This window comes from Halomonas sp. ML-15, from assembly GCF_014779595.1.
Taxonomy (GTDB): Bacteria; Pseudomonadota; Gammaproteobacteria; order Pseudomonadales; family Halomonadaceae; genus Franzmannia.
This window is the reverse complement of record NZ_JACXZT010000019.1, coordinates 14,000-26,305: the sequence shown is the minus strand read 5'-3', so window position 1 is coordinate 26,305 and position 12,306 is coordinate 14,000. Positions and strand designations below refer to the sequence as shown.

General features: G+C 63.8%; 14 protein-coding genes. 5 read left to right on the top strand and 9 right to left on the bottom strand.

The window, feature by feature from the left end:
* Nucleotides 1-15 precede the first annotated feature (15 nt).
* The 3 genes from IEI94_RS11695 to IEI94_RS11685 all read right to left on the bottom strand — a co-directional run bounded on the left by IEI94_RS11695 (nt 16) and on the right by IEI94_RS11685 (nt 2,939).
* Nucleotides 16-1,080, bottom strand: a complete 1,065-nt coding sequence (locus IEI94_RS11695) for a TRAP transporter substrate-binding protein (protein WP_191167495.1) — start codon at nt 1,078-1,080, stop codon at nt 16-18.
* Between the two features lie 34 nt (nt 1,081-1,114).
* A complete protein-coding gene (locus IEI94_RS11690; RefSeq protein ID WP_224750108.1) occupies nt 1,115-1,918 on the bottom strand; it encodes a putative hydro-lyase in 804 nt (267 codons plus the stop codon).
* A 130-nt stretch (nt 1,919-2,048) separates the two neighbouring features.
* Nucleotides 2,049-2,939 (bottom strand): LysR family transcriptional regulator, encoded by an 891-nt coding sequence (locus IEI94_RS11685; protein ID WP_191167493.1) that lies wholly within the window; start codon nt 2,937-2,939, stop codon nt 2,049-2,051.
* Nucleotides 2,940-3,062: 123 nt separating this feature from the next.
* Here IEI94_RS11685 and nfsA point away from each other — a divergent pair, with 123 nt between their 5' ends.
* Nucleotides 3,063-3,794: an oxygen-insensitive NADPH nitroreductase gene (gene nfsA / locus IEI94_RS11680; protein ID WP_191167492.1), complete on the top strand. Its 732-nt coding sequence runs from the start codon at nt 3,063-3,065 to the stop codon at nt 3,792-3,794.
* 150 nt (nt 3,795-3,944) lie between these two features.
* Nucleotides 3,945-4,886 (top strand): AraC family transcriptional regulator, encoded by a 942-nt coding sequence (locus tag IEI94_RS11675; protein ID WP_191167491.1) that lies wholly within the window; start codon nt 3,945-3,947, stop codon nt 4,884-4,886.
* A 112-nt stretch (nt 4,887-4,998) separates the two neighbouring features.
* Here IEI94_RS11675 and IEI94_RS11670 read toward each other — a convergent pair whose 3' ends face one another.
* The 5 genes from IEI94_RS11670 to IEI94_RS11650 all read right to left on the bottom strand — a co-directional run bounded on the left by IEI94_RS11670 (nt 4,999) and on the right by IEI94_RS11650 (nt 9,913).
* Entirely contained in the window at nt 4,999-6,120 is a 1,122-nt protein-coding gene (locus IEI94_RS11670; protein ID WP_191167490.1) for an alanine/ornithine racemase family PLP-dependent enzyme, read from the bottom strand.
* Complete coding sequence (locus tag IEI94_RS11665) at nt 6,117-7,256, bottom strand: DUF1611 domain-containing protein (RefSeq protein ID WP_191167489.1); 1,140 nt, start codon at nt 7,254-7,256, stop codon at nt 6,117-6,119. Before IEI94_RS11665 ends, IEI94_RS11670 begins: the two co-directional genes overlap by 4 nt.
* Before the next feature lie 158 nt (nt 7,257-7,414).
* Complete coding sequence (locus tag IEI94_RS11660) at nt 7,415-8,284, bottom strand: sirohydrochlorin chelatase (protein ID WP_191167488.1); 870 nt, start codon at nt 8,282-8,284, stop codon at nt 7,415-7,417.
* 79 nt (nt 8,285-8,363) lie between these two features.
* Nucleotides 8,364-9,662, bottom strand: a complete 1,299-nt coding sequence (locus IEI94_RS11655) for a type II toxin-antitoxin system HipA family toxin (protein WP_191167487.1) — start codon at nt 9,660-9,662, stop codon at nt 8,364-8,366.
* The gene (locus tag IEI94_RS11650) at nt 9,659-9,913 is read right to left on the bottom strand and encodes a helix-turn-helix domain-containing protein (protein ID WP_224750107.1); all 255 of its coding nucleotides are present in this window, start codon (nt 9,911-9,913) and stop codon (nt 9,659-9,661) included. Before IEI94_RS11650 ends, IEI94_RS11655 begins: the two co-directional genes overlap by 4 nt.
* 272 nt (nt 9,914-10,185) lie before the next feature.
* Here IEI94_RS11650 and IEI94_RS11645 point away from each other — a divergent pair, with 272 nt between their 5' ends.
* On the top strand, nt 10,186-10,749 hold the full coding sequence (locus IEI94_RS11645) for a nucleoside deaminase (protein ID WP_191167486.1): 564 nt from the start codon (nt 10,186-10,188) through the stop codon (nt 10,747-10,749).
* Nucleotides 10,750-10,820: 71 nt separating this feature from the next.
* Here the strand turns inward: IEI94_RS11645 and IEI94_RS11640 are convergent, their stop codons facing one another.
* Nucleotides 10,821-11,045 (bottom strand): hypothetical protein, encoded by a 225-nt coding sequence (locus IEI94_RS11640; protein ID WP_191167485.1) that lies wholly within the window; start codon nt 11,043-11,045, stop codon nt 10,821-10,823.
* 387 nt (nt 11,046-11,432) lie between these two features.
* Here IEI94_RS11640 and IEI94_RS11635 point away from each other — a divergent pair, with 387 nt between their 5' ends.
* Together IEI94_RS11635 and IEI94_RS11630 are read left to right on the top strand one after the other, a co-directional pair.
* Nucleotides 11,433-11,915, top strand: coding sequence for a metallophosphoesterase family protein (locus IEI94_RS11635; RefSeq protein WP_191167484.1), 483 nt, complete (start codon nt 11,433-11,435; stop codon nt 11,913-11,915).
* A gap of 44 nt (nt 11,916-11,959) precedes the next feature.
* The gene (locus IEI94_RS11630; protein WP_191167483.1) at nt 11,960-12,301 is read left to right on the top strand and encodes a hypothetical protein; all 342 of its coding nucleotides are present in this window, start codon (nt 11,960-11,962) and stop codon (nt 12,299-12,301) included.
* Nucleotides 12,302-12,306: the final 5 nt, after the last annotated feature.

Here is a 12,306-nt window from a genome sequence, read left to right as displayed (position 1 = left end):
AATGATCCAGTGCGATTACTTGGTCGCTGTCAGGCCGGTCACGGCGCCGATGGTGTCGTTCCAGCGATCGACCCACTCCTGGTCAACGCGATTGGCCCAGTTCGGTAGCAGGGTCTCCTCGAGATGGCGAGTGGCTTCGGCATAGTCCTCATCGGTTGCCTCGACCAGCACCATGCTGCCGGCATCGCCCCGCGTGCACTCGCCTTCGCCGGTCAGGCAGGCAATACCCTCGCGGGTCTCCTCCACGGCAGACTCCCACACCGGGTTCTCGTAGTTGTCGCGGATCTCGCTCATCAGCCACTCCTGGGTCTCGCCCGAGAGCGATGCCCACTTGTTGCCGTTCATGGCCGTGACGACGTGATCCCAGCCGCCCACTGGCAGCGGATAGAGGTGCGTCGACACCTCATGCCAGCCGGAGCTGAAGCCCGACAGTGAGCCGGTCACGGCGCAGTCGACGACGCCGCGCTGCAGCGCGCCAGGTACTTCACTGAAGTTGAGGGTGATGCCTTCGGCGCCCAGCGCCTCGAGGAACTCGGCGGTGGTCCGTCCGCTGGCACGCACCTTCTTGCCGGCCAGGTCCGAGAGCCCGTCGATCTCGACGTTGCAGAACACCATCTGCGAGGGGTAGGGCACCACCGCCAGCAGTTGAGCATTCTGGTAGCGCTTGGCGAAGGCGTCGGCCAGCACCGGGCGGTAGGCGTCTGCCACCTCCCTGGCGGTTTCCACGTCCGGCGCCAGCATCGGCATGTCCAGGCCTTCCAGCTCCGGGGCATCCTGCACGGCGTAGTTGATCACGGTGGAGGCGATCTCCACCACGTCGCGTCCCATCAAACGATAGACCTCGCCACCGCCGAGCCCCATCTGGTCGAAGGTGGTGACATCCGTCGAAATACGCTCCCCAGAGGCTTCGGGGATATGGCGTTCCCAGAAGGGGCGCTCGAAGTTCTGATACAGCGACAGACTGCTCCAGCTGCCGACATAGGAGAGGCTGGTTTCATCGATCTCCTGGGCGACGGCATGCGAGCCGGTGACGGCCAGGGTGATGGCAGCAGCGGAGACGAGAGAGGTTTTGGTGATCATGGTGTTTGCCTTGTTTTTGGTAGGAGTTGGGGGGTTAGAACAGCGCCAGATGGCTGTCGGGAATATCGGTGATCAGCATATGGCCGGGGCTGTGGGTGATGGCGAACTCGATACCGGCGTCGATCAATACCTGCTGCGGGGTGACGCCGCAGGCCCAGAACAGCGGTATCTCGTCATCACTCACCGACACGCTATCCCCGTAGTCGGGAGAGCCGATGTCGGCAATGCCTATCAGGGCGGGATCCCCAAGGTGTACCGGAGCGCCGTGGGCCTGGGGGTAGCGGGTGGTGATCTGGATGGCGCGAATGGCGTCAGCGGCCGAGTAGGGGCGCATCGACACCACCAGGTTGCCGCTGAATCCTCCCGCGGTGGTCAGGGGGAGCGTGGTGTTGAACATCGGCACGTTGCGGCCTTGCTCGATATGCCGCACCCCAAGCCCGGCGTGCTGCAAGGCGTGCTCGAAGGTGAAGGAGCAGCCCAGGGCGAAGGTCACCAGGTCATCGCGCCACTCGTCGACCACCTCCGGGACGGTGTCGCTTCTCCTGCCGTTGCGATACACGCGGTAGGCGGGCAGGTCCCGGGCGATATCCAGGTCTGTGCCGAGCGTCGCGCATCCTCTTGCGCCGGGCTCACTGACCGCCAGCACCGGGCACGGCTTGGGATTTGCCTGACAGAAGCGCAGAAAGCCACTCGCCTGGGCCTCGGGGAGAACCACCAGATTGACCTGCACGAAGCCATCGGCCAGTCCCGACGTGGGTCCTGTCAGTGCCCCTTCTCGGGCAGCCAGGCGCACGGCCTGGGGGGGTGAATACGCATCTAGCGATCTAGCGGATGACATGGAGGTCTGCCTCTGAATGCACGCCATTACAGTTAAGGCAGAAACAATGATTTATACAATTCGAAAATTAAGATCAGCATTGATCAATAATTTGGATCAATGGTGTGAGCCAAACGATACGCCAGGCCGGTCATGGATCGATGCTGCGCTCTGAGACAGTGGTGAAGGAGAGCTCTGCCACGGCGTGCACCACGTTGCCGCCGGGTGCCGCGCCGTAGGCCGCGTTGAAGACCAGATCGGGTATCGACACCTCGACCTCGAACTGCTTGAGTCGCCCCGTCGCCAGCTCCTGCTGAATGATCTCCCGGGGCAGGGCGCTGATGCCGATACCGTCCACCGTCATGCGGATGATGGTGGAGAGCGAGGAGCTCGAGTGGATCTGGGTGGAGTGATTCATGGGGTCCACCAGGGAGCGGATATTGGTATAGGGCTCGCTCTTGCGCGGGTAGGTGATGATCGGCCACTGGGCGAGATCGGCCGGTGACAGGGGCGTGTCGGGAATCGCCAGCCGAGGGCTTGCCACCCAGACCAGCGAGTAGCGGCAGAGATGCCGATTGATCATGCCTGGCTGATTGACCTTGCCCATCAGGAAAGCGATATCGATATCGTGATTGACCAGCTTGTCGGCCAGGTTGACCGAGATATCGATATCCAGCTCCAGGTTGATCGCCGGATAGGCCTCGCTGACCCGCTCTATCATCTGCGGCAGCCAGGTATGGGCGATGGTCTCCGATACGCCCAGCCGGATGGTGCCGTGGATCGAGGTTGGCTGGGCCACCACCTGCAGCATTTCACTGTGCAGATTCAGCATTTTCTCGGCATATACCAGCAGCTCACGGCCCTTGGCGGTCAACTTCACATGCCTGCCTATGCGGTCGAAAAGCTCTACACCCAGCTGATCCTCGAGCCCCGCAATGCGTGCCGACACCGACGGCTGGGAAGCATACAAGCGCTTGGCAGCCGCCCGGAAACTGCCCAGCCGGGCGATCCAGACAAAGGTTTCCAGCGTGCGAATATTCATCGGCATCCAGCTCCTGAAACGGGGTGCGTTCGGCACTGGGAGCATGCCAGAGTCGCGACGGGGGTGGTATCTTGGCCGTTATCCGTTTCGAATCGTCACAACGCAATCTGTTAGCGAGGCCCCATGAATCCGACCATCGAACTGCTGAAGTCTCACCGCTCGATCCGCAAGTTCACCGAGCAGAAGATCCCCCGCGAGCTGCTGCTGGAGCTGATTCGCGCCGGTCAGGCGGCGGCGACGTCGAGCCACGTTCAGGCCTACAGCGTGATCCATGTCACCGACCCGGCCAAGCGGGAGATGATTGCCGAGCTGGCAGGCGGCCAGGGCTACATCGCCAGCTGTGCGGACTTCCTGGTGTTCTGCGCCGACATGAAGCGCCCCACCGATGCCGCCGAGCGCACCGGCGCCACCGTCGTGCGCGGCATGACCGAGCAGCTGCTGGTGGCCAGTGTGGATGTTGCCCTGATGGCGCAGAACGTGGTGGTGGCCGCCGAATCCGAGGGGCTGGGCATTTGCTACATCGGCGGCATTCGCAACAACCCGCAGCAGATCAGCGACCTGCTGGGCTTGCCGGATCACGTCTACCCGGTCTTCGGGTTGTGCCTCGGCTACCCGGCCCAGGACCCGGACGTCAAGCCGCGCCTGCCGGTGGAGGCGGTGCTGATGGAGAATAGCTACCGCGAGGAGCGCGCCCCGGTCGCTGCCTTCGATGCCACCATGCAGACCTATTACAGCGAGCGCAGCGGTGGCAACAAGGACACCGACTGGTCGCGTAATCTCACGCCGCTGTTCGATACCAAACTGCGCCCGCATATGCGCGACTTTCTGGTCAAGCGTGGCTTCGAGATGAAGTGACGGCACTTTCTATCTGGTTGGGGGCTGGATTGGCGGTACTAAGAGGATACTCCGCGATTCTTGCACGATCCTCTCAATTTTCAGGGCGGGAGATTGTGCGAGGTAACGGCTCGACGTAACTTGATACCCCTGTGGATACAGGAGTAAGAGATGGCGACGGAGATCCGACCGTTTGCAGAGGCCAGTCAGCTGATTAAACGATTCTGCCAGAGTGGTGAAGGGTGCGACACGACACCGATACCCGGCGTGATGCTGTATCGCTCGGATGCGCCGACCGCTGCCATGCCGGCGATCTTCGAGCCGATGCTGTGCTTCATCGTGCAGGGCCGCAAGCGCACCATGCTCGGCGATCGCTGCTTCGAGCACGGCGCTGGTGACTATCTGATCGCCTCGGTGGATCTGACCATCAGCGGTGAAGTCATCGAGGCCAGCCCCGAGGCGCCCTACCTGGCCTGTGCGCTGCGGCTCGATACGACGATACTGGCCGAACTGCTGCTGGCCATGCCGGAGCAGCCGGTCTCGAATCGCCCCTGCTCCGGCATGTCGATGTGCCAGCTGTCGCCGGAACTGCTGGATGCCCTCACGCGACTGCTGCGCCTGCTCGAGCGCCCACAGGACACCGCGATTCTGGGGCCACTGATCGAGCGGGAGATTCTCTATCTGCTGCTGCGCAGCGAGCAGGGCGAGGCGCTGCGTCAGATCGCCCTGGGGGAGAGTCACCTGACCCAGGTCAGCAAGGCGATTACCTGGATTCGCGGCCACTATGCCGACCCGCTGCGTATCGAGACCGTGGCCAAGGTGGCCAATATGAGCCCGTCGTCGCTGCACCGCCATTTCAAGTCGGTCACGGCCATGAGTCCGCTGCAGTACCAGAAGCAGATCCGCTTGCAGGAGGCACGGCGCCTGCTGCTGAACCAGCAGGCAGACGCCGCAAGCGTTGGCTTTACGGTGGGGTATCAGAGCCCATCGCAATTCAGCCGCGAGTACTCGAGGATGTTCGGCGCGCCACCGCGCAAGGACATTGCCTCCATCCGGCGCAGCGTGCCAAGTGCAGTGGGCATGGCCAACACTGGATCACTCGGCGTCGCCTGAGCCGACATCCAGCCCAAGTCGATAGCCCTAGCGAGCTTCGTACGCCTGCATGTGCGCTATTTCCTGGTCAACCGCGGCTTCGAGATAAAGAGGCGAGCGGTGGTTGACACGATCAGGTGCCCTGCTCGTCGACTACTGCAGAGGAGCTGTTCTTCAGCATTGGCAGTAAAGCGCGTTGCGTCGCCGCAAATGTGGTTGCCACAAACGGAGAGGTCATGGCGCGCAGCAGCGCCGAGTAGTCGAGGCCGAAGCGGATCTCTGCGCCGGGTGCCAGGCGGTAGCGCGTTTCCAGTACCAGATGGTCGCTGCTGGCGGCGAGCACGCTGACGTTGCGCGGGGGTGTCAGGCCGTCGGGGTCTACGTCTTGCCGCCCGATCGAGGCGATCGTCTGGATGATGACGCCGCGTTCGAGCATCGGCGTCGGCGCCCCAAATGCCGCCTCGCCGGTGGTGCCGCGTGGCGCGGTCGGCTTGGACAACGACTCGATGACCGGCACCACCAAGGTGAAGGCGTCGGTGTGTAGTCCGCTCAGGGGTATCCGCGTGAGCGGGTCGCAGCCCAGCAGGATCGACTCGCCGAGCCGCAGGTCGTTGATTCGGCCCGCGGGCGCTGCAATGGCCCAGGCGAGATTCGCCGAGTTGCCGCCGGAAAGGATTGGCAGGTGCATGCTCAACTGCTCTTCGAGCAGCGTCGCGAGTGCAGACAGTTCTCCCATGTTGTCGGCGCTCGGCACGACGCCGGCACGGCACGCCAGGTTGGTGCCGAGGCCGGCGAGTGTGACGTGCGGGATGCGCGCTATGCGCCGGGCGAGGTCGAGCACCTCGCCTGGCAGCACGCCCTCGCGCAGGTCGCCCAGCTCCACCATCAGCACCAGGCCGTGAACAATGTCGCGTCTGCCCGCGGCTACCGACAACGCCTTCACCACCTCGAACTCGCTCACCTGGCTGATAGTGGCGCAGGCCACTGCCCGATCGGCCTGTTCAGGCGTGGGCGAACGCAGCAGCGTCAGCGGGGCCTGGATACCCGCGTCGCGAAGCGCCTCGAGGTTGTCGATCCGCGAATCGCCGAGCCGCACTACACCCCCAGCGAGCATGGCCCTCGCCACCTCGGGTGAGCCCAAGGTGGCCTTGGTGACCCCGGTGACATCGATACCGCGGCCGGACAGCAGGCTCACCAGTTGGCGAGCGTTATGCTCGATCTTGGCCAGATCGATCTCGACGCGAGGGCAGGTCACGCCACGGTCAGTGGCTGCCGCGCCTGTAATGCGGGGAAGGCGGCGGTGACCATCGCGACCAGCTCCGCCGGGTCGCGCCACAGCGCATCGGTGGCGGGGAGGCCGAGCTCGAGTTCGTAGCGGGCGATAGCCGCTGTGACCTCAGCCTGGGTCATGTCTTCGTGGTTGATGGCCAGCCCGATGACCTTGGTCTTGCCGAACAGCTCGATGAGTTTGATCTCCGAGAGGGGAGACGGCATCCGTACTTCCGGATAGTCACTGAGCATGTGGCGGGCCGGGGCATGCTGCATGATCACGGCCTGCGGCCGGCTGGCGCGCAACACCACCGTCGAGCTCAGGTAGGCGGGGTGGCTGAGGGCGCCCTGGCCTTCGATCACGATGACGTCGGGGTGCTCACCTTCATAGGCGGCGAGCACTGCTCCTTCCAGTTCACCGACGCCGAACTGAGCGGGAATGGCATCGAGCGCAACGCCATAGGCGGCGCCCTGCATGAGACCGGTCTGCCCCGTGCCCACCATCACGGTGTGAATCCCGGCGTCGTTGAGTGCTTTGGTAAGCAGCGTCGAGGTGGTGCGCTTGCCGATCGCGCCATCCGTGCCCAGTACCGCGATGCGCACACAGTCGACGCTACCGATCGCGCCGTCGAACATACGCAGGTGCTTGGTGGGGCGTGGTCGGCGGATATCGTGAAGTGCCACCCCGGTGGCGCGTGCCGCCGCCGAGATCTCCGGGTCGTCTGCGAGAAACTCGTGCAGGCCAGATACCACGCCGATGCCTGCCGCCACGGCTGCCAGCACCACGCGGCGGTCCGCCTCGGACATCAGCCCAGACAAGGGCGCGAGCCCGAAGATCAGCACATCAGGCAGGTCGTCGGCTGCGGCGAGCGCTGCCGTCAGGTCGGCTACGATGGGGATGCCCGTCGCCGCCTCGCCCAGAGCGAGGCCCGCGTCTTCGCCGGCCAGGCTGCTGTCGATGACGGACAGGATGCGATACCGCTCGCTGCTGCGCACCAGGCCGTTGGCCGTCTTGCCATCGATGCGCGCGAAGTTGCCCTCGCAGTACACGATGGCCGATTGACGGGCATCGGCGGGCTGAGCGGCGGAGTCGAAAATGGCTTGAAGTGAATCAGGAAGCATGAAGCACCTACCCCGGGTATGGGCTCAGAGGAGGCAACGGGGTGGTCTCGGCCGATACGGCCGACAGTCAACGAGAGGACCCCACTAAGGCAAGTGGATGTACGTCAGCATACACAGATGAGGGGCTCTCGTATGCTTCTGTCTCGTGGGTGGCGCCGCTAGCGTTGTCCTGCCCCCCTTGCGCACGGCATTTCCAACAGCAGCGGCTCCCCCGCCAGGCCCTGCTGCAGGCGGGTGGCGAGGATCTCCACTATGCCGGCGTGCTCACCCACCAAGCGCGTGGTGGTGACATTGAGGCCGGGGGCCTGGGTCATCGCCTGGTTGCAGATCTCGGCAATATCGCCGCCTTCACCAGCGTGACGCCCGGGAGACAGAAACAGCATGGCCAGGATCACGTCGCCGTGGGCCATGGTAGGAGAGGCCAGCAGGTCTTCCAGCAGCGGTTCGTTGAAGCGGTAGGCGTCGCCGTCGCGGCGCTCCATGGAGGCGAAGGTGACGCAGCTGGCCTCTTCGGCAAGCAGTACGCTGAGCTGCCCGGCCAAATAGTTGCGCACCGCCGAGACCTCGGGAATTGGGCTGCCATGGTCGACCAGCACCACCTTGGGCCGCGTCAGGCCCGCCATACGCTCGCGCACATTCTCCGCCAGCAGCTGGGACAGGCGCAGATCCAGCGGTGCCTGAGTGTCGACCAGCGGCAGCGCCACCTTGACGCTGAGCTGCGGGTAGTTGGCCTGCACCTCGGCCAGACGCTCCGGCAGGTAGCGGGTCAACGCCTGGCTGGGGCCGAAGAAGAACGGCAGCACTACCAGCTCGGTAATCCCTTCTGCCGCATATCGCTCGGCCAACGGCCCCAGCGACACCGCCTTGCGGCCGTCGAGCTGCTCGGGCGGGATCTTGTAGGAGTGCAGCAGCGAGGCGGCCTCGACGGTCTCGCCGCTGGACTGACTGAGCGCATCGGCCAGCCGGCGCAGGTTGAGCGTGGCCTGGGGGCGGAGTGAGCCGTTATCGACGAGCAGAATCTTGCGCATGAAACCCTCTTGGCAGGTGCTGAATATAGCAGAAGCACGTATCACACTACCCAAGGTGGCGGCGGTCAAGCTGGCATGCTTACCAGCGCGCCGCCCGACGGCACTGCTTGCGAATATGCTGGCGCTGTTGCTGTAGCCTTACCCAACCGTGTTCACTAAGGCCTGCCTGCTGCAGGGCTTGCTGCAAGGGGGCTGAATCGACAAGCTCGGCAAGTATGGACGCCATCTCCTGGATCTGGCGCTTGACGAAGGGGTAGCTGAAATGACACTCACTGGCGAAGGCTTGCCAGTCCCGCGGCAGCAGCTGCTGCGAGTTGAACTGGTCCCCCACCGAGAAGGCCAGTTCGGGGTTGTAACCGAGCACGACGGTGCCGACCAGGTCGTAGGCTGGGGCGATGTGCCAGCGTCCGCGAGCATCCTGTAGCAGCGAGACGTTCTTGGCATGACCGTCGCTGTTACCCACCAGAACGTTGAAGATTTGCCAGCGTAGCAGCTGCTGGATGGAGGTCGCCGAGGGTTTGCAAGCCTCGCGGACGGTGTGTACGACCTCACCGAAGCGTGATCCACTGAAGGCTTGGTATTTCTGGGTGCGCGCCAGGCCCATTGCCTGGCACAGGTCCTCCTGATGCAGGCGCCGGATCGACGCAGTGCCGATGCCGTGGCGGTCGTAGCGCTCGACGATCAGATATGGATGGCGGCCGGCATAACCCATCTCGGTGGTAGGGCAGGCAAGCCCGGCCAGGCGTGCCAGGGTATTCAAGTACAGCTCATTGAGGATGACCAGCTCACGACCCTCAACGGCGAACTTCAGGATGTGTGAAGAGGGGGCCGCGCCGGAGGGAAGGTAGAGCTCGCCTTGCCAGACCCGCACCGGAATCTTGTCCTGGGCGCCAGCCAGCGACAGGCGAGGACGCAGGGCCGGGTCCTCATCGGTCATCAGGGCGTAGCGCTCGCGGAAGGCAGCCCAGTGGCCGAGCCGATCCATCGCCAGCGGGCGATAGTCGTCCGCTGGCGGCTCCTGTGAATCCGGCTCCTGTGACAGCGGGATCTGTCCGGGAGGCAGGATGGTCAGAGCCCCGGCGCAGTCACCGCCGATGGCAGCCAGCAGCGAAAAGTCGTCGTCGGGGATGCCCAGGCGCTTGATCAGCGCGGCGCGGGCCTGCTCTTCTGGTAGCAAGTTGCCGAACCAGCGATGGGCGAGCTGGTCCTCCGGCAACCAGCGCTTCTGGTCAAGCGGCAGGCTATGCGAGATGGGTTGCCCGGTTGCCAGCCAGGCAGCGTCATACTCGAAGCCCATCAGTCGCCCATCGTCACCCCGCCACAGGGTGCCCACGCGGCGCTCCTCACGCCAGACATGTAACTCATCAAGCAGCGTCATGATTCGTCCAGCTCGGCGGGGCAGGCGGCAAGGTCAATCCCCAGTGCATCGAGCACCATCATGATGCGACCGAAGCCGCAGGAGTCGCGGCCGTTCTCAAGCTCGCTGAGAAAGCGGATGCTCAGGCCGCAAAGGCCGGCGAGCGTCTCCAGGTTCAGCCCCTGTTGCTTGCGCTGACGACGAATCAGCTGTCCGAGCGCTCTGGCATCATGGATCATCACGACGTTGGCGGTTGGCACGGTATCTGGCATGAGAGTGGCTTCTCAGTATTGAGTAAGGGTCATGGGTATTATCCCTATTGGGAAAATAATAGCAGTCAACGACAGGGTTGGCGATAATTTTCCCAATAGGGAAAGATTATAAGAAAGGCGTGGCGAGATGGCGCTTTTATCCCTATAGGGAAAAATATCTGAGCGGCGAGGGGCAGTCTTCGAATTGCAGTGCGATGCTGCTTTTCCGAGCATGTAGTAGCCTGGTAGGCACCTAGGCCCGCAGGATGGCTAATCAATGACTTGGAGGCGTGATGGAAACGCTACTCAACGCAAATGCGGAGGTCTCGGAAGCCGCACTCACCGCCATCGCGCACATGCCAACGGCCAGCCTGCCGGCGCTGATGAGCGACGACTTCGCTCAGCGGCTGAGCGACGCCGACCTGATGCGGGTGGCGGTGCTGCTGGCGCAGAAGAGCTACGACGAGGGCGGCTGCCCCATCGGTGCGCTGATCATCGATAACGCCACGCGGCGGATTGTTGGCAAGGGGCACAACACCCTGGTGCAGGAGAACCACCCCTATCACCACGGCGAGACCTCGGCGATTCGTGACGCCGGCCGCATCAACTTTCGCCGCACCACGCTGTTCACCTCGCTGAGTCCCTGTGAGATCTGCGCGACCCTGGTGTATATGCGTGGGTTCTCGCGGGTAGTGGTGGGCGATATCACCAATGCCTCGGGTACCGAATCCTTGCTGCGTAGCAAGGGGATTGAGGTCGACGTGCTTGAAGACCCGCGGGGTATCGAGTTGTATGCTCGCTTTCGTGCCGAGAAACCTGCGCTGGACCTCGAGGACTGGCAGGGCCTGGGAGCGTGAAGGAATGAAAAACCCCCTCACTGGGAGGGGGGTGAAAGTCTACGCTAGGAGAGCGTGTTGGCGAGCGAATCTCAGTCGTCGCTGGTGGCCATCAGGCGCGTTTCACCGGTGCGTACCTCGTCCCAGGCCTGGTCCAGGGTGTAGCCCTGGCGGGCATCGATGGTGTCGAGTACTTCGACGGCATGCTGCAGGGACTCGCCGCGGCCCTTCAGGGCCACCACCAGCTTGGCAAGGTCCAGCTTGCTGAAGGTGCTGGCGATATGGTCGGCTTGCTGGGTCAGTTGAGTGCAGTTCATGGTTCAATCCTCGTGTAAGGTCATCATCCCCCGGGAGAATCCCGTCTTGGGGTTGCCATCGGCGATGGCGTTCTGGTGCCTTAGCTACTCATGCCGGGCCGGGTAAGCGCCCAGTGCTGCAACTGCGACAGGGTCACAAGCGTGTTCCAAGACCTTCGCTCTGGCGCCTGGATCAAATAAGGCATGGCGCTCAGTTGGTAGCTGGGGTTCAGGTCAGTGGATCGAGGTAGCGACCCCCTGTCCTGAACCGTGATGTCACTATGGGTCAGGATCATGCACTGCACAAAGCTCCATTAGCCGCACACGTCGTTGTAGTAAAACGACATATTGTGCATTGCACCACTGGGCAGGTAGCGGGGCTACCGGAAGGGCAGTAAGGAGGCGTTAATGCAGGCCATCAGCACCGCACGGCCGGTGGGTATCATCAGCGATACCCACGGCCTGCTGCGCCCCGAGGCACTGATCATGCTCGAAGGCTGCGGCGTGATCCTGCACCTTGGCGATGTGGGGAGCCGAGAGGAAGACGCCGCCATCCTCGCGCAGCTGAGGGAGCTCGCGCCGCTGGTGGCGGTGCGCGGCAATATCGATACCGCGCCCTGGGCCGAAGCCCTGCCGATGACCCATGATCTCAACGTCAACGGCTGGCATCTTCATCTGGTGCATATCCTTCAGGCGTTCGACCCCGCCACGCCCTGTGACGCCGTGCTCCACGGCCACTCCCATAAGCCGCGCCACCAGTGGCAGGATGGCCGGCTGCTGTTCAATCCCGGCGCCGCCGGCAAGCGCCGCTTCCGCCTTCCTATCACCCTGGGCAAGCTATGGGCCGACGAGCGCGGCCTGCGAGGCGCTATCCTGCATCTGCCGTTGTGAGACAAGCAGTGGCTACCACCCTGTTATGACCTGGAGACGACACCATGAGGTCTTCCGAGCAAGCCACGCTGGCGCCGCGATTACGCGAGCTGCTGACCCAGCTGCCCAGCGAGGCCGTGCCGATCACCTACCAGCAGGCCGCCGACGCCCTGGGATTGAAGCCGCCGGGGACTATCCAGCGGGTTGCCCTGACGCTGGAGGCCTTGATGCGCGAGGACGTGGCGGCCGGTCGCCCGCTGATCGCGGCGCTGGTGGTCAGCCGCCGAGGTGACCTGCCGCGGCAGGGCTTCTTCGAGCTGGCGGTGGCGCTTGGCCGTTTTCCCGCCGACCCGGCTCAGCACGAGGTCGCCTATCGGCGCGAGCTGGCGCAGGTAATGGCGGGCTAGCGGCC